Genomic DNA, 16331 nt, shown 5'->3' with positions numbered 1-16331 from the left:
GCTGCGGCTACCCGCTGTGGCCGCCGGATCGGCTCTTAGAACGTTCTTAGGGCGCACCGGGAGTGTGCGCACATGACCACCACCACACCACACACACCTGCGGCACTCTCCGTCGTGATCGGTGCGGGCGGCACCGGCGGGCACATCTATCCTGGCCTCGCCCTCGCGGAGGCGCTGCGTGCCGCCGTGCCCGGAGCCCTGGTCTCGTTCATCGGGACCGAGCGGGGCCTGGAGACCGAACTGATCCCCGGCGCCGCTACCGCCTGCACACCGTCGACATGATCCCCTTCGATCCCGCACTGGGCGCGAAGCGGTACCTGCTGCCTGCGGCGCTGCTGCGCTCGGCGCACCAGGCGCGCTCGGTGATCCGGGCTCCAGGGTGCCCACGCCGTCGTGGGCATGGGCGGATACCCGAGCGCGCCGCCGTGCTCGTGCCTGGCCCAGCGGCCTGCCGGCCGTCGATCCACGAGTCCAATGCGGTGCCCGGCCGTGCCAACCAGTTCGCGGCCCGGCTCACCCCGCACGTCGCTGTGGCCTTCGACCGCAGCCGCGCCCAACTCTCGGGCGGTGACCGGGCGCTGACCACCGGAATGCCGATCTCCGCGGCCCTGTCCGGCCTCGCGCGGCTGCCCGGACCGGACCGGGCGGCGCTGCGCGCCGAGGCCCGGCGCGCGCTCGGGGTTCCCGCGGGGCGCAGGCTGGTCGTCTTCAACGGCGGCAGCCTGGGCGCCGTCCGCCTCACCCGGGCGGCCGCCGCGCTGGCCGGCCTCTGGCAGTACCGGGACGACGTGCAGCTGCTGGTCAAGACCGGCCCGGCCGCACTGGCGGACACGGTGGCCGAGCTGGCGACGTCCGGCGGGCAGCGGATCGCGCTGGCCGTGCCCTACCTGGACCGGATGGACCTCGTCTACGCGGCCGCCGACCTGGTGGTGTGCCGCGCGGGCTCCGCGACCGTCGCCGAACTGGCGGCGACCGGGGTCCCGGCGGTCCTGGTGCCCTACCCGCACGCCCCCGGCGACCACCAGACCCACAACGCGCGGGTGCTGTCCGACGCGGGCGCCGGACTGCTGCTGCCCGACCCCGAGACCACCGCCGAGCGCCTCGCCGACCTCATCGGGCCGCTGCTGGCCGACCCGGCCCGGCTGTCGGCGATGGCCTGCGCCGCCGACCCCGGCCCGCACGCGCGGGCCGCCGAACTGCTGGCCGCCGAAGTACTTCGCGTCGCCGGCCTCGCCCCCACCCCTCACCTGGAGCGCATATGAACAGCTGGACCGACCGCACCGTCCTCGTCACCGGCGCGGAGGGGTTCATCGGCTCGACGTTGGTGGACCTGCTGGTCTCGCGGGGTGCGCGGGTGCGCGCCTTCGTCCACTACAAGCCGTACGCGGAGAAGGGCCACCTGGCGCGCTACCTCGCCGACCCGGAGGGCCCGGTGGAGATGTGGGCGGGTGACGTCCGTGACGCGGGCCGGGTCAGCGACGCGGTGGCCGGCTGCGACACTGTCTTCCACCTGGCGGCGCTGATCGGGATCCCTTACAGCTACACCTCGCCGGGCGCGTACGTGCAGACGAACGTCACGGGCACGCAGAACGTGGCGGAGGCCTGCCGGCGACACGGGGTACGGCGACTGGTGCACACCTCGACCAGCGAGGTCTACGGGACGGCGCTGACCGCCCCGATCTCCGAGAGCCACCCGCTGCAGCCGCAGTCCCCGTACTCCGCGTCCAAGATCGGTGCGGACATGATGGCGCTCTCCTTCCACCACGCCTTCGAACTCCCGGTGACGGTGGTACGCCCCTTCAACACGTACGGACCGCGTCAGTCGGCGCGCGCGGTCATCCCGACGATCCTGGCCCAACTGCACGCCGGCTCCCAGGAGATCCGCCTCGGCTCGCTCACGCCGACCCGGGACTTCACGTACGTGACGGACACGGCGGAGGGCTTCCTGGCGGTGGCGGAGTGCGACCGGGCGCTGGGGGAGGTGGTCAACCTCGGCACCGGTGAGGAGATCTCCGTCGGCGCCCTGGCCGAGGCCCTGATCACGGCCTCCGGCCGGGACGCGGAGGTGGTGGTCGACCCGACCCGACTGCGCCCGTCGGGCAGCGAGGTCCAGCGCCTGCTGTCGGACAACTCCCGGGCTCGCGACTGGGCCGGCTGGCGACCCCGGGTCGGTCTGGAGGAAGGCCTGCGCCACACCTCGGACTGGATCGCGGCGAACCCTCCTCCTCGCGCCGGACCGGTACGCGGTCTAGCGCGGCGACGTCCTGCCCGACCAGTTGCTGACGACGGTGTGGGCGGTGCGCAGGGGTCAGCATCAGCACTCGTTCTGCGGGGCCGGCGGCGAAGAACCTAACCGGAGATGCTGGGCAGCCAGCCGGTAGCGCCCACCACTTCGCGCGCTATGTCGACCACGGAACGTCCGTCGGTCGCCACTCGCACCATGTCCAGGGGCGTCCGCTCATCCAGAATCCGAGCCTTGCGGGCGCTGCTCTCCAGCTCGTGCTCCAGTTCCGAGCCCAGCTCCCGACCGGTCAGCCGCTCACGGGCGGTGGCATCGGAGGCGGTGAGCGCTGCCCGTACGATCCTGACATTCGCGCCCATGGCGCGCTGGAACATGCCCTCGTTCTCGGCCAGAACGCTCACCGTGTGCGTAGATCAAGCGGCGGTACCCGAGCTCGGCGTAGTTGGACCAGAGCGCCGTCAGATTGCGCTCGGCGATCTTCCTGCGGCGAGGGTCCCCCTCCGGAGCAGGATGCGCCTGCCCCATGAAGTCGCCTTCGATTACGCAGTGAGCGACCATCCCGGCGCGCAGACGCGCCGAGACCTCCCACCCCACCGTCGTCTTGCCGACTCCGGCGCGCCCTCCGATGAGCAATACCTCTGTTTGATCCACAACTGCACCCCCTGCCACCGAGTAGTCGAACCGCGCCAAGCAATTGTGCGCGGATGGACGAGGAGGGCGTGCCGGGCTGCTGCCGTCGGGGTCCGTTGCCCGGGGACGGCGGTATGAGCGCCGACGCCGAGGGCTTGCCGGGCGGCCCCGGGTCCCGGCCGGGGAGGGGGCCGGGACGTGGGGTGTCCGGGTGCCGCACGGATCCGGGCGGCAGCCCGTCGTGCGGGCGGGCCTGCGGCATGACGCCGGGAGCGGTCGTCATGCGGCGGGGCCCGCTCCGGAAGCGCCCACCCGCAAGGTGTCCGCTTCCGGTATCCACGCGTCTAACCCGGCCGGCGTCCCCCAAACGTCATCCCCTCCCGCAGTTCTGAGAGGACGTCAAGAATTGGCTGTGCTCTCGCGACACGCGTAGGCAGCTTCGCGCGGCCCGGACGACTCGCCGAGGGCCGGCCGACGCCGACAGGGGCGTAAGCGATGCGGCTGTGGGCGCGTCCCCCGCCGCCGCTGCGGTGCGGTGGCCGTCTGGGCAACGAGGCGGCCCTGCGCGGTCCCGTCGGCCGCCGCCGAGTGTCGAGATCATGCCGCGCGTACCGGGGGAGGGGCACCTCGGCGAGGACGAAGTCGGCGAGAGTGCCCGCACGGTCGGCGCGCAGGCTTGCCGGCCAGTGGTCAGGCGCGGGCGCCGAGTCGGGTGTCCTCGCCCACCTGCTCCGGCAGGCCGAAGAGCGGGAAGAGGCGCTCGGTGTCACGAAGGCCGTGATGCCGGTGATGCGGTCGTCTGAGAAATGGACGACTTGAAGCGCCCAGGGCACGTAGCCGGTGCCGTCCGGGTGGGGGCGGTACTGGCCGAAGGCCGCGGTGCCGTTCGCCACGGTCGGGATCAGGCGGAGCCGCGGCAGCCGACGGTCGGGCCGGTCAGCCACGCCTGGATGTCGCCGATACCGCGCATCCACCTGCGTACGGCGGCAGGCACAGCGCGGCGTCGACATGGAGCAGCTGTTCAGCTCCTCCATGTCGTAGCGGGAAAAGGCGGTGGCGTACCGCTCGGCCAGCACCCGGCGGGTCGCCTCGCTCTGCCGGGAGACCCGCCCATCGGCGCTCTCGCTGTGACCGGCCAAGGTGGCCCGGGCCCGCTGCAGGGCGCTGTTGGCCGAGGCGACGGTGGTGCCGTCAGGTCGGCAGCTTCCTCGGCCGTAAAGCCCAGGACGTCGCGGAGGATCAGCGTGGCCCGCTGTTTGGGCGGCAGGTGCTGAGCACGGCGACGAAGGCGAGGCGCACGGACTCGCCGGCCGTCGCGCTCGTCTCCGGGTCCCCGCTGGGGCAGGGTTCCACCCACAGGGCGGCGTCCAACGGAGCCCCGGGCGCCGTGCCGCCCTCGCTCGGACCGGCGAGGTCCATCGGCAGCGCCCGCCGCTTGCCCGCGGCAAGGGCGTCCAGGCACACGTTGGTGGCGATGCGGTACACCCACGACCGCAGCGCCGACCTGCCCTCGAACCGCTCGATGTTCCGCCAGGCCCGCACCAGGGTCTCCTGAACGGCGTCCTCGGCCTCCGCGTACGCCCCCAGCATCCGATAGCAGTAGCCCGTCAACTCCCCCCGATACAGCTCCAACCCCTCCACAGCCACGTCCCCCGTCTCCCCGTCCCCCACGCCGCACTACCCCTTCCAACGACCGATCTCACGCCTGTGGCCTGCGGCTTCACTGTAGGCGAGGCGCATGCGCGACCTGATCCGAACGCACAGCGCTGCGTGACGGGGCACCGTCTGCCGGCGGAGTACGGATCAGGCCGGGTTCTCCGCTGCTTCGTGGAGTCGGGTCAGCAGTGCCACCAGCTGCTTCTTCTCATCCGGGGCGAGTGGTGCCAGCAACTCGGCATTGGCGGCTTCGGCCAGAGCTGCGCAGCGGGTGAGGACGGCCGTGCCCTCGGGGGTGACGGTGACGGCGTTCTTGCGGCGGTCGGAGGGGTGGGGGGCGCGCAGGACGAGGCCCTTGTCCTGGAGGTGGTTGAGGACGCCGACCATGTCCTTGGGGTCGACGGCCAACCGACGGCCCAGGTCGGCCTGGGTGACGGGCCCGTACTCGGCGGTCGCGGCCAGTACCGCGTGGTGCATGAGCCTGAGCCCCTCCGCGGCGATCGCGTCGGCGACCATGCCCCGGCCACGCGCCGCGACACGGCCGACGAGCCAGGTCGGCAGGGACTGAATGCGCTGGAGGTCCGAGGTCATGCGCTCAGCCTATCGAAAAGTCATTGGACTTCCCAACGGCTTTCGCCATATCGTTGGGACATCCAATGAAACCGGATCGGGGAGGTCCTGTGCTGCGCATTCGCCATGAGGTCAACGGCGGACCCGAGGTGTTGTTCGCCGAGGAGGCCGACCGACCCGAGGCGGGAGCCGGGGAGGTGTTGATCCGGGTCGAGGCCGTCGGGGTGACCCTGCCCACCGTGCGCAAGGTGAGGGAGGGCAGCGAGCCGATCTCGTTCGGCGGCGAGGTCGCCGGGGAGATCGTCGCCGCAGGCGCGGGAGCCACCGCTTCGGCATCGGAGACCGAGTCACCGGGCTGTGCTTCACCGACGCCTACGCCGAGTTCGCGGTCCTGAACACCGCCATGACGTCACGGATCCCGGCCGGCGCTACCGCCGTGGAGGCGGTCGCACTGGTCCGCAGCGGGCTGGTGGCGCGCGGTGCCTACGAGGCCGCGCGCATGGAGCCCGGCGAGTCGGTCCTGGTCACGGCGGCGGCCAGCGCAGTGGGCACGCTCGCCCTCCAGTACGCCAAGGCCGGCGGGGCAGCACGCGTCGTGGCCGCAGTCAGCAGCGCCGACAAGGCTCGACTTCGTGCGAGGGGCTGGGTGCCGACGAGGTCGTCCTCTACGAGGACGCCGACTGGGGCGCCCGTACGACGTCATTCTCGACGGCGTCGGCGGTGACCTTCTCGGCCCCGCCGTACGAGCCCTGGCGACGGGCGGCCGACTGGTGGCCTTCAGCTCCGGCGGCGGCACGGTGGAGGCGTACGAACTCCTCGTCCGCGGCGCCTCCATGATCGGCTTTCAGATGCGGGCCATCGCCGTAGGCAACCTGAACTCTACGACCGCTGGCTCCGCGACTCTGGCAGATGGCGCGGCGCGGGCACTCTGCGCGCCGCCGTACACGAGGAGATCCCCTTGGCGCGCCGCCCGAGCCCACACTTCATCGAGCAGCGCCGTAACCTCGGCAAGGTCGTCCTTGTCCCTGAACCGCACCCGGTTCTTCGGGTGATCGCCGCTCCGACCCGAGAGGAAAGGCTCCGGCGAGAAGGGGATGCACGGCCGCGGACCCGGGGCTGCTCCCGGCGTCCCAGCGGAACCAGGGACGCCTGCGCCACGACGGGCATCGAGCCCCAGGACCCGCCCGGCACCACCTGTGAAACAGCAGCACGGTTCATTTCAGAGCCGAGTACGGCAGCAGGGATGCCAAGCAGCCAGGAAGTCCGCGTTGGTCCTGAAGAGAGCCTGCGAAGGGCGACGGTCTGTTCCTCGGCTAGGGGATGCTCCGGCGCGACCACGGCGACGAGCCGGTCACGGGCGAGTTCACGGGCGTGGAAGCGGCGACCGACGGCCGAGCCGCCGCGCACGCGGCAGCCCGCCGCGCCTGCGCCGGGCCGGACCACGCCCAGGGGAGGAGTCGCCGGCGACGCGGTCCCCGGCCGACCCGGAACTCACCCCCTGGTCAATGGCGGATCAGCCTTGGCAGCGGGCGAGTGTGCCGCTGTCCAGGGTGGATTTGTCGCCGAACACCCAGCCTTCGGTTTCCGTGCCCGCGATACGGGCGTAGATCCACTTGTTGGCATGGGCATTGGTGACATAGCAGTGGTAGTAGACCTTCGCGCCGGACTTGAGCTCGCTCACATCGGAGCACTCCGCGTACGGGCGCGCGGCGAGGTGGGCTGTTCCTGGAGCCCGCGTGGCCGTAGCCGTTGCTGCGGTTCGAGTGGGCCCAGCCGGTGCACGCCGTCGACACCGGCGCGGGCTCCTTCACCGTGGAACCGGGCGTTGCCTTCGAAGAGGCTGACGGGTTCCCTGCCGGCTTGTCACCTCCGTTGCCGGGCGATGACGTGGGACTCTGTCTTTCGGTCCGCATCCTTCTTCGAGGAGTGCTTGGACGACTTCGCCGGGACTCATGGGTGTCAGGTCCGCGCGGGAGGCCGGGGCGTCGGTCGTGCTCGCCCCGGGCAGCGCCGTGTTCGCCCCACCGCTGCCCGGGGCGCCTCGCATGTCCATCAGAGCGTAGGCGACTCCGCCGCAGGTGAGGACGGTGGCGGCCGCCACCGCGACGATGGTGCGGGTGCGGCGCCGCGCGCGGACCGTCGTGGCACGGGTCTCGGAACGGTTGTTGTGACCGGCGGGCATGCCGGGGCTCCATGCCCGGCTGCGCGGCGCCCGCCCGACGGAGGGGCAGCGTACGCGCCGGCCGAGTAGGAAGCGACGGGTTGGGGGGCGGAGAAGCAGGAGGCGCGCGGGCATGGCCGGGGCGGACCGAAGCTCCAGCGGAGGCCGGGCATGGGGCGCCGCCGCCGCGAGGTCCGCCCTGCTGCCCGCGGCGACCGCTTCCAGCATCTCGCGCGCCTGCCCGGCGTCGGGCCGCCGCAGCGGGTCGCTTGGCCATCAGCGCCTGCAGCGCGCCACCGGGGTGAGCGGTCCGGCGCGCCGGGCAGTTCCGGCAAGCCGGTTCGCCCACGATCGCCGCCAGCGTGGACCACACCGACGGCCGGCGGAACGGCGAAGCGCCCTCCACGGCGCGTACAGCGTCATGCCGAGCGCCCAGATGTCCGACGCGGCACCCGCTGCCTGGCCCTGCGCGCGCTCCGGCGCCAGATAGTCGAGAGAGCCGACGATCTGACCGCTCTGGGTCAGCTTGGCCAAGGCCTCGTCGTCGGAGGTCTCGATGCTGGCGATGCCGAAGTCGGTGAGTACGACCCGGCCGCCGCGCTCAAGCAGTACGCTGCCGGGCTTGACGTCCCGGTGGAGGACCCCGGCCTGGTGTGCCGCGTCGAGCGCGTCCATCAGCTTGGCGCCGATCGCGGCCGCTTCGCGCGGATCCAGTGAGCCGCGCTCCTCCAGCACAGCGTCGAGGGAGGGCCCGTCGACCAGCTCCATGACGATGACCGGCAGCCCCTGCTCCTCGACCACGTCGTGCACGGTGACCACACCGGTGTGCCGGATACGGGCGGCGGCCTGCGCCTCCCTCTGCATCCGGACCCGCAGATCGGCCAGTTCGGCCGGGGAGGCGTCGGTGTAGGCCCGCAGGACCTTGACGGCGACCTCGCGGTTCAGCGACTGGTCCACCGCCCGGGCGACCACACCCATGCCGCCGCGGCCGATCGTGGCGGTCACGCGGTATCGCCCGCCAAGAACCTCGCCGACCAGATCCGCGCCGTTCGCCCCCGTCACCTGTCACATCCTGTCCGTCGTACTGTTCGAAATCCGCCATGTGGCGGCCACCAGGGTAGGGGTTCGCGTAAGAAGCCCGGTGCAGGGGTGTGGCCGCGCGCTTCTGCCGGCGGTGAACGCCGACCCGATCGAGCTCGACGATCACTACGGTCCACTCTCATGACGACGATGACAAGCCGCACGGTCGAGTATCCGGCCGACGGGCTGACGATGACCGGGTACCTCGCGCTCCCGGCCGGTATCGACCGCCGGCCTGCGGTGCTGATCGGACCAGAGGGCATGGGGCTCAGCGACGTCGAGCGCCGCCGGGCCGATGCTCTCGCCGAGTTGGGATACGTAGCGCTGGCCTTCGACCTTCACGGCGGGCGCTATCTGGATGATCCCGAGGAGATGCTGGCCCGTTGCATGCCGTTGCTCGCCGACCCCGACCGGATGCGGGACATCGGCCGCGCGGCGCTCGACGTGCTTCTTGCCGAACCGACGGACCGATCTCGACCGGATCGCCGCCGTCGGCTACGGCACCGGGGGCGCCATCGCGCTGGAACTCGGGCGCGACGGCGTCGGCCTGCGTGCGATCGGGACAGTGAACGCACTGACCACGGGCCGACCGGGCGAGGCGGCCCGCATTCGCTGCCCGGTATGGGCCGGGGTCGGGTCGGAAGACCCGATCATGCCGTCCGCGCAACGGGACGCGTTCGCCGCCGAGATGCAGGCCGCGGGCGTCGACTGGCGCCTCGTGGTCTACGGCGGTGCCTTGCACGCCTTCCACCACCCGGCGGTCGACCACCCCGTGGTCCCCGGCGTCGGCCCCCACCCACGGCACGCGCAGCGAGCCTGGCGCGACATCGTCGACCTGCTCGACGAGTGCCTTCCCGTAACGGAATGATCTGGTCGGCAACCGCGAGCCCGGGCCGCGAATCGACCGCCACCGCTCCGGTTGTCGCCCTCGCTCCCTAACCGAACGCGACTGACCCTGCGCCATGACTGGTACTCCGGCAAGCCGACCCCTCCTCGCCGACGGGGGATGCTTACGCCACCAGGGGTACCTGCCGGACCGGGAATAGGACGAGCGCCGGCCCCGTACCGCTCAGTCCTCCCAGTCCTCGTCGTCGCCGCCGCGCATGGTGCGCCATCCCTCGAGGTCTTCCAGCGCCTTCCGCGCCAACTGGGCGTACTGCACCGGGCTGCTCCCACAGCTCGCGGGCCGAGAGTTCGGCGGGCACGGGGGTGTCGGGGTGGTCCTCCGGCGCGTACAGGTGGACCACCGCGCGGTAGCGGGACTCCACGGTGGAATCGGCGGTGGACCAGGGGTGCTGCGGATGCTCGCAGGAGACGTCCAGGTCGATGGTGGCGAGCGCGGCGGCCAGGTCGCGCGCGTACGAGGGCGGCAGACCCTCGTACGTCTGGGCGATGCCCATCCACAGGCACAGGAACAGGCCGATCCGCTCCTCGTCCCGCACCTGCCCGGTGAGCCAGCGGCGGGCGGACCACAGGGCGACCGGGCCGGTGTTGTCCTCCCAGCTACGCCTGATCGCCTCCTGCATGGCGACGAGGTCGAGGCGGCCGTCGTCCCGGACGAACTGCGCGTCCAGATGGGAGACGTCGATGCCGCCGAAGAGCTCCCGATGCGCCTCGTGCAAGCGGCCCAGGGCCTCATCGGCGAGGTTCGCGAGGAACCCCTCGCAGTCGAACACCGCCGACTCCTGCTCGTCGAGACCGTAGTCCTCGGCGAACGCGGCCCGTCCGGCCTCGGTCAGCAGGCTCACCCCCGCCTCGACCTGGTACTCCGAGTCCAGCTGCGTGGGGTGGGCGTCGGCCGGGCAGGTGCAGGAGGCCGGGTCCAACTGCGCACGGAACCCGTCCAGGGCCTGTATGTAGGACGCGAACAGGGACTTGCTGAAGATGCGTGCGCTGACGTACCAGCAGGTGGCATGCAGGAGGACCGTGTACCCGGTCCGCTCCCGGCGGCCCTCCGGCGTGGCGTCGCGGCCGAGCACCTCCGCCGCGTCGTAGGCGAGGACGGCGAGGGTCGATTCGGGATCCGTATAGGGGTAGTCGCTGACGATCCCGGACAGGTCGGAGATCAGTTCGCGGTGGTCGGCAGGCAGCATGGGCGTCACTTCAGTCACATCCGTAACTGACGACTGCACAGGTCGGACGGTTCCCCCCGGGCGAGGGTGAGGCGCTGACCGAGCCCGACACACCTCCGGCTGGGGCCGGTCGGTCCTGACCGATCGTGATGTCAGAGCTGCCGGCGCCGGTCTTCCACTGTCCAGCCGTCACCCAGCTCACGGCGGAGAATCTCCAGTGCGGCGTCTGCCTGCCCCGTGAACAGCTCCTGTTGTTCCTTGGGCCACGGAGACGGATTCGGTGGGTACTCCCAGTCGAGCGACGACTGGTACCAATCGGCCAGTCTCGCCAGTTCGGCCTGAGTGTCCGAAGTGATCGGCAGCCGCTCCAGTTCGCAGGGGTACCCGTAAGGACTGTCGAGGTCGGGATTGCCGGAGGGACCTGGCCACAACGGGGTGTGGACGCCGTGTTCGAAGAAAAACCGCAGGTGATAGGGCACCCCGTACCCTCTCACAACCCCTGCTGTTGCTGTGCTGCATCCCAGTGAGTTCGACGGGCTCCCGAAGCCCGCCATGGTCGAGCGGCCCCGCATCTTCCTCGTGTACGGGGCCCAGGGCTAGCAACGGAGCCTCCGTCGACCGCGCACCGATGGTCACCCCACCGCCCGGACGAAGGCGATCCAGCGCGTCCGCCCCCGAGCCGGGCGCTCTGCCTCCGTGCGTGGCCTCAGCTTGACGCTGAACGTTTCCAGGCTGAACAAGCTTCAACCTCCCAACGGTCCGGGGCCGGGCTCGGAGTCCCTGGGTCAGTTGGTTTTGCCGATGGTGCTGCGGGCCGCGAGGCGGAAGTCCTTGACGGCTTCGTAGAGGATCCGCTCTCGTTCGGCGGCAAGGGCAATGTCTTCGGCCTTGTGGGTGGTGTTTCCCGCGTGGGCGTTCTCGGCCATCCGTCGCATGACGTCTGACAGGTCGCTGGAGGCGACGGTGACGCGTTCCGCGACTTCCGCGAGGGGCGCCGGCCCTTCGAGGATGACGATTTCGCAGGCGCGGTGGACCTCGCGGGCCAGGGTGATGAAGCGGCCTGTCTTCTCGTCGATGTCGGGCAGGTCGGGTTGGTCTGAACGCAGCGCGTCGAGGACGGCGTCCCTGGCGATGTCGCGGTTGTGGAGAGCGCTGAGGTAGCCGGCGTATGCGTCGCGGCGATGCTGGCGGCTCCATTGGGCGTGCTGGGACCGTGCCTGAGCACGGCCGTTGACGATCGCGGCCCCGAGGGTGGTGGCGGAGCCGACGGCGGCGCCCAGCAGCGCGGCGAGTCCTGAGTCCATGGGCTCTAGTCTGCCGTTCTTGCTGTCCATCCAATTCGCCGGGGCTTCGTCCCCTCCTTGTGGTGTGCGGGTCGGGTGTAGGACTCGCCGATGGCAAGGCCCGCCCGACGTCGATCCACGTCCTCCGGGCGGGCACCGGTCCGGGAGCACCACAGCCACACGGGCTTGCTGACCCCACCACTGGGCAGTTTCGCGACCGCCAACCGGATCACCGTGCCTTCGATGATCGGCAAAGGGCCCTCGTGGTCGAGCCACGCCGCCCGCCGGGTCAGCCGGGGATGCAGCCGTCCCACGCCGGGGCGGTCGCTGTCCCGTACCTGTCGGTATCGGTATCGGTCGCGGTCGTCACCGCCACCTCGCTCCAGGTCTCGGGCCGCCCGAACACGAACTCGCCGCCGCGTTTGGGCGGGGCGCCCGCCCTGAGGCGGGCGGATCCGCGGCATCTGGTGCTTGCCCAGGCCGCGTCCGAAGGTGTGGCAGAACGAGCGGGCACCAGCCGGCCGTCACGGGCGCGGGGCAGCGGCACGCCGGCCAGGGCCCGGCGCAGCCGGGTGACGTCCAACCGCCTTTGGTTGAGCCCGAAATACAGGGCACCGTGCCCGCGTCGGTACTCGGGACGCACGACAGCCTCGGTCTTGAACCGCTCGTGCGGGCCATGCCGCCGATCCGGTCCCGGCGAGGACCTCGCCTCCGGCGCCCCGGCAAGCTCCACGCAGACAAGGGCTACGACTACGACCACCTGCGACGATGGCTCCTCCTCCGGGTGGCTCGGCCGCCACCGGTGGGTCGCCGAACGGACCGTGTCCCGGCTCGCCGACTGCCGTCGCCTCCACCGCCGATGCGAGCGCAAGGCCGAACACTGCCTCGCCGTCGTCGGCATAGCAGCGGCCCTCGCTCCGCCAGGCCGCGACCGGGCCTCGGCCTACACCCGCGCAAGGGCGACCGCGCCGATCGCCGACAACGCGGTGGACGCGAGCGGCACGCAGGTGGTGTGGTCACGGCCGCCACCGGGGGCGCCGCCGACGAGGCCCGCGCCCCGGCCGCTGATGGCCGCGCGCTGATCGGCTGTGTTGTCAGTTGGCGATCTGGTCCCCGTCAGGTACGTCCTCGACCGTGACCAGGGGGCGGGGCAGTTCGAGTCCCTGTGACACCGCATCGGCGAGTCCTTCGGGGTTCGGGCGTGCCGGGTACGGCGGCTGTTCCTCCTCGCCGTAACTCTCGATCGCCTTCACGAAGTAGCTCGGATGCCAGGCGCCGACGGCCCCCTTGACCTGGACCCCGGTGACGGGGCGGTTGCCGACGAGGTGTTTGAGTGCGGCCAGAATCTCATCGGACCGCAGTTCACCCGGTACCTGGAACAGGCTGGCGTGGGCACCGACGAGGGCGCCGTCACGCAGCCGCACGGTCACGGTGAGACAGCTGGTGACGCTCGGATAGGTGATCACGCCCCCGGCGCGACCTCCTTGACCTGCCCCTCCGTGACCGTCGCTCTGTCGGGTGCCGTCGGGACGCTCACCGCGCGCGATCCCGCGTGGGTGGGCGCGTGCAGTGCGTTGTCAGCGGTGGCCGCACTGGGTGAGGTGAGGGCCAAGGTGCCCGCAAGGGCAACTGCGACGGCGGCGATGATGCACTTGTGTTCGATCACAACCGTGGATTCTCCGTCATCAGCCTCCGCGGCCGGTACATCTGGCGCTTCCTTGTTGGCGGCGATGCTGGACCCACGGCCATCTCCATGGAGCAGAAGACGGCTCCGTTCGAGAGGTTGGTTACGCCGAGGACAGTGACGACGATCTTCGGAAGTCGGACGAGGCGGCCATCGGGTAGGACCTCGTCGGCGATGACCACGAGGACGCGGTCGATGCAGTCCTGCCGTGGTTCCGCGAGGTCGACGCAGACCTCGCGGAACGCCGGCCGGATGCCGCCCAGGGTGTCGTGGACGGCGGCGTGGTCTGGGTGCTCACGCCGAAGACCGGCCGCGAGCGGGGTCAGCCTCTACCGCTTGGAGGCGAGCAGGCGGCTCCCGCTCCAGTCCAGCGGCCGCGCTGCGCCTGCTGGTGGGTGACAACCCTGCGGTCTGGGCGGCCTCGCCGATGTCGCTGGGTTCGACGTATCCGTCGCGTCCCGCCTTCGGGGTCAGGAGCCAGATCACCCGGCCGGCGGGGAGGGCGCTCTGGGCGTCGACCAGGGCGTCGGTGAGGTCGCCGTCCTCGTCCCGGAACCAGAGCAGCACCGTGTCGACGACATCCGCGTGGTCCTCGTCGACCAGGTCAACTCCGGTGACCTCCGCGATGGAGTCGCGGAGCTCCTGGTCCACGTCCTCGCCGTAGCCGATCTCCTGCACGATCTGACCGGGCTGGAAATCAAGCCGGGCCGCCAGACTGATCTCTTCTTCGGCTGCCATCACTACCTCCAGGGCTATGGGAACGCACCTGCTGCGCTCCGATGCGTAGCCAATTAGATACCGTGAGTAGTGGTGCCCGGTCAGGGCGTGATCGTTTTCCGGGGTTGGGATGAGTGAGAACGCCGATGCGGCCCCTGCCGTAGTGCCCGGCAGTCAGGGGAGCCCCTGCGGCCCGTGTTGTGTGTGCTGGGCTGGTTCGCCGTCGGCGGGAAGGACGAGATCACCCCGGTGCTTCACGCGGCCGCGTCGCTTGAGGTCTCACCCCACCCAACTGGCCGCCGCGCTGCCGGTCATCGAAAGCATGCGCATCGAGCTCATGTACGGCCGGCGCCTCGATGTCGTCGCCTCCGGCCGACCTACCAGCGACGTTCAGCGGGCCATGGTGATCGTCCGCCACAAGACCGCCAAGCACCACCGTCGAGCGGCCCCTGTAGCTCGGCGCCGCCCTGGCCGGCGCCGACGCCGACGCGCATGCCGCGCTGAGTTCCTTCGCCTTGCCGCTCGGTGAGGCTTTTCAGCTCCGTGCCGACCTCCAGGGCTGGACCAGGGCGGCGCTGCCCGGATTCGGGACATCCTCATCGGGACCGGCGCCCGCGAACAGTTCCGGCTCCCCGACCGCCTCATCGGACGCACCTCCGATGCCCGATCCCTGGCGGCGCAGTACGACGAGTGGTGCGACCGGCTGGTCGACCTGCCCCGCCGCCGGACCTGGCCGCGCTCCCGGACACCGGCACGTGCTGCTGAGCCCGGACCAGGCCGCGGTGCGCCTGGGCGTGCTGAAGCGCCGACGGGTTCGCGCCGGTGCCCCGCGCGGGAGTTGTGGCTGTTCATGCAGGTCGGAGCTGCGGGTCCGGGACTCGCCGTCTCTCCCTCATCACGGGTGGCGACGTAGCCGTGAAGGACCGGCCTGGCGGGCAAGAGAGCCGAGAGCCCGGACTGGCTGACGTCCTGACGCTCCAGCGGCAGACCGCAGCGACCGCGTCCGCCGCAGCCGACCGGGCGCTCCTGTCGGCCCGCGTAGTAGACGGCGCTTGACCTCTTCTCCGGGTTGCGGCTCGCCGGCACGGAACCGTGATCTAGTCGCTTCGACAGCTTCGGGTAGTGATCGAGAAGGGTGGTCCGTGCCGTGTCAACCAACGGTGCCTGGCGGATCCGACGCGCCGAACCTGACGAGGCCGGCGAGCTCGAAGGGCTCCAGGATCGATCGTCGACTCACTGGGGGTATCCACCGGGCTACTTTGACTGGGCGGGCGATGCTCGGGCGATTCCAGATGCCCATGTCCGAGCAACCCGGTCTTCGTCTTGGAGGAGGACGGCAGGAGCCTTGGCTTCTACGGCTTCACCGAGGAGGACGGGGACCTGCTCCTGGACAAGCTCTTTGTTGACGCCGATGAGATCGGCAAGGGTTACGGCAAGCTTCTCTGGCAGCACGCAATCCAGACTGCGCGCGAGCTTGGGCGATCGGAGTTCATCGTTGGTTCGGATCCGAACGCCGCTCCGTTCTACGCGGCCATGGGGGCCGTGCAGTATGCGACGAAGCCGACCGCCGAGCCATCCTGGACCCTCCACATGTTCCGTTACACCCTCTCAAGCTAGCCGGGGCGCTTCTTTCGACCCATAGTGCGGACCAGATGCGTAAGCGGCGAGGGCGTCCAACGCCGCGGCGGTGGCTGTTCCCCCGCCGGACACGGGCGAAGTGGTGCGCCGCATCCCATCAAGACCAAGCGGCCCTGCCGGGAACAGCTGGTCCGGCCGGCGCGGTTGTATCGACTGGGGGACCGGCGCCGTACGGGCGGGGAACACGGAACACGGAGACCACAAGGTCGTCCGCCCCACCGGGATCGGGCCCCAGGATCGCGGTACGCCCGCCGCATACTTGCCCCAAGACGTATTTTCTGCAGGAGGACTGTTTCATGACTGACCGGCCCTTGACGCTCATGGCAGTACACGCCCACCCCGACGACGAGGCCACCGGAACCGGAGGGGTCCTCGCGCGGTACGCGGCGGAAGGCATCCGCACGGTTCTCGTGACGTGTACCGACGGCCGTTGCGGTGACGGACCGGGGGGTGTCAAGCCGGGCGACCCCGGGCACGATCCGGCGGCCGTCGCCTTGATGCGCCGTCAAGAACTCGAAGCGAGCTGTGACGTCCTGAAGGTCAGCGATCTGGAGATGCTGGACTACGCCGACTCCGGGATGATGGGCTGGCCGAGCAA

General features: G+C 70.9%; 9 protein-coding genes and 11 pseudogenes. 8 read left to right on the top strand and 12 right to left on the bottom strand.

Annotated elements, in window-relative coordinates; translation table 11 throughout:
- Positions 1 to 72 precede the first annotated feature (72 nt).
- Both OG982_RS30600 and OG982_RS30595 read left to right on the top strand, forming a co-directional pair.
- Positions 73 to 1262 (top strand): annotated as a pseudogene (locus OG982_RS30600) (glycosyltransferase).
- A pseudogene (locus OG982_RS30595) lies at positions 1259 to 2252 on the top strand (SDR family NAD(P)-dependent oxidoreductase). Before OG982_RS30600 ends, OG982_RS30595 begins: the two co-directional pseudogenes overlap by 4 nt.
- 97 nt (positions 2253 to 2349) lie before the next feature.
- Here the strand turns inward: OG982_RS30595 and OG982_RS30590 are convergent.
- From OG982_RS30590 to OG982_RS30580, 3 genes and pseudogenes are all read right to left on the bottom strand, one after another.
- Positions 2350 to 2893 (bottom strand): annotated as a pseudogene (locus OG982_RS30590) (hypothetical protein).
- Between the two features lie 669 nt (positions 2894 to 3562).
- A pseudogene (locus tag OG982_RS30585) lies at positions 3563 to 4513 on the bottom strand (sigma-70 family RNA polymerase sigma factor).
- Positions 4514 to 4675: 162 nt separating this feature from the next.
- Positions 4676 to 5119: a MarR family winged helix-turn-helix transcriptional regulator gene (locus tag OG982_RS30580; protein WP_266780909.1), complete on the bottom strand. Its 444-nt coding sequence runs from the start codon at positions 5117 to 5119 to the stop codon at positions 4676 to 4678.
- 89 nt (positions 5120 to 5208) lie between these two features.
- Between OG982_RS30580 and OG982_RS30575 the strand changes: the two are divergent.
- Positions 5209 to 6125, top strand: a pseudogene (locus tag OG982_RS30575) (zinc-binding alcohol dehydrogenase family protein); the annotation flags it as partial.
- Positions 6126 to 6373: 248 nt separating this feature from the next.
- On the opposite strand, the pseudogene OG982_RS30570 reads toward OG982_RS30575, so the two are convergent.
- The 3 genes and pseudogenes from OG982_RS30570 to OG982_RS30560 form a co-directional block, all read right to left on the bottom strand.
- Positions 6374 to 6469, bottom strand: a pseudogene (locus OG982_RS30570) (LysR family transcriptional regulator); the annotation flags it as partial.
- 142 nt (positions 6470 to 6611) lie between these two features.
- Positions 6612 to 6779, bottom strand: coding sequence for a hypothetical protein (locus OG982_RS30565; protein ID WP_266950242.1), 168 nt, complete (start codon positions 6777 to 6779; stop codon positions 6612 to 6614).
- 756 nt (positions 6780 to 7535) lie between these two features.
- Entirely contained in the window at positions 7536 to 8264 is a 729-nt protein-coding gene (locus OG982_RS30560) for a serine/threonine-protein kinase (RefSeq protein WP_266950206.1), read from the bottom strand.
- A gap of 216 nt (positions 8265 to 8480) precedes the next feature.
- Between OG982_RS30560 and OG982_RS30555 the strand changes: the two are divergent.
- Positions 8481 to 9207: pseudogene (locus OG982_RS30555) on the top strand (dienelactone hydrolase family protein).
- Positions 9208 to 9349: 142 nt separating this feature from the next.
- Here the strand turns inward: OG982_RS30555 and OG982_RS30550 are convergent.
- The 4 genes and pseudogenes from OG982_RS30550 to OG982_RS31035 all read right to left on the bottom strand — a co-directional run.
- Positions 9350 to 10432 (bottom strand): hypothetical protein, encoded by a 1083-nt coding sequence (locus OG982_RS30550; RefSeq protein ID WP_266950205.1) that lies wholly within the window; start codon positions 10430 to 10432, stop codon positions 9350 to 9352.
- 131 nt (positions 10433 to 10563) lie between these two features.
- Complete coding sequence (locus OG982_RS30545) at positions 10564 to 10890, bottom strand: hypothetical protein (protein ID WP_266950204.1); 327 nt, start codon at positions 10888 to 10890, stop codon at positions 10564 to 10566.
- Between the two features lie 306 nt (positions 10891 to 11196).
- Positions 11197 to 11715 (bottom strand): proline dehydrogenase, encoded by a 519-nt coding sequence (locus OG982_RS30540; RefSeq protein ID WP_266950203.1) that lies wholly within the window; start codon positions 11713 to 11715, stop codon positions 11197 to 11199.
- Positions 11716 to 11825: 110 nt separating this feature from the next.
- Positions 11826 to 12130, bottom strand: a pseudogene (locus tag OG982_RS31035) (transposase); the annotation flags it as partial.
- Positions 12131 to 12334: 204 nt separating this feature from the next.
- Between OG982_RS31035 and OG982_RS30535 the strand changes: the two are divergent.
- Positions 12335 to 12518: pseudogene (locus OG982_RS30535) on the top strand (IS5/IS1182 family transposase); the annotation flags it as partial.
- A gap of 270 nt (positions 12519 to 12788) precedes the next feature.
- Here the strand turns inward: OG982_RS30535 and OG982_RS30530 are convergent.
- A complete protein-coding gene (locus OG982_RS30530) occupies positions 12789 to 13160 on the bottom strand; it encodes a hypothetical protein (RefSeq protein WP_266950201.1) in 372 nt (123 codons plus the stop codon).
- Positions 13161 to 13581: 421 nt separating this feature from the next.
- On the opposite strand from OG982_RS30530, the pseudogene OG982_RS31070 reads away from it, so the two are divergent.
- Positions 13582 to 13635 (top strand): annotated as a pseudogene (locus OG982_RS31070) (hypothetical protein); the annotation flags it as partial.
- A 72-nt stretch (positions 13636 to 13707) separates the two neighbouring features.
- Here the strand turns inward: OG982_RS31070 and OG982_RS30525 are convergent.
- Positions 13708 to 14116: pseudogene (locus OG982_RS30525) on the bottom strand (DUF3052 domain-containing protein).
- 1242 nt (positions 14117 to 15358) lie between these two features.
- Here OG982_RS30525 and OG982_RS30520 point away from each other — a divergent pair.
- Together OG982_RS30520 and OG982_RS30515 are read left to right on the top strand one after the other, a co-directional pair.
- Positions 15359 to 15712 (top strand): GNAT family N-acetyltransferase, encoded by a 354-nt coding sequence (locus OG982_RS30520; RefSeq protein WP_266950239.1) that lies wholly within the window; start codon positions 15359 to 15361, stop codon positions 15710 to 15712.
- A 317-nt stretch (positions 15713 to 16029) separates the two neighbouring features.
- A partial coding sequence (locus tag OG982_RS30515) for a PIG-L deacetylase family protein (RefSeq protein ID WP_266950200.1) occupies positions 16030 to 16331 on the top strand: 302 nt, incomplete at its 3' end.

Source organism: Streptomyces sp. NBC_01551, assembly GCF_026339935.1.
Classification (GTDB): domain Bacteria; phylum Actinomycetota; class Actinomycetes; order Streptomycetales; family Streptomycetaceae; genus Streptomyces.
The sequence above is the reverse complement of the archived record's forward strand: the minus strand, read 5'-3'. Positions and strand labels throughout refer to the sequence as shown.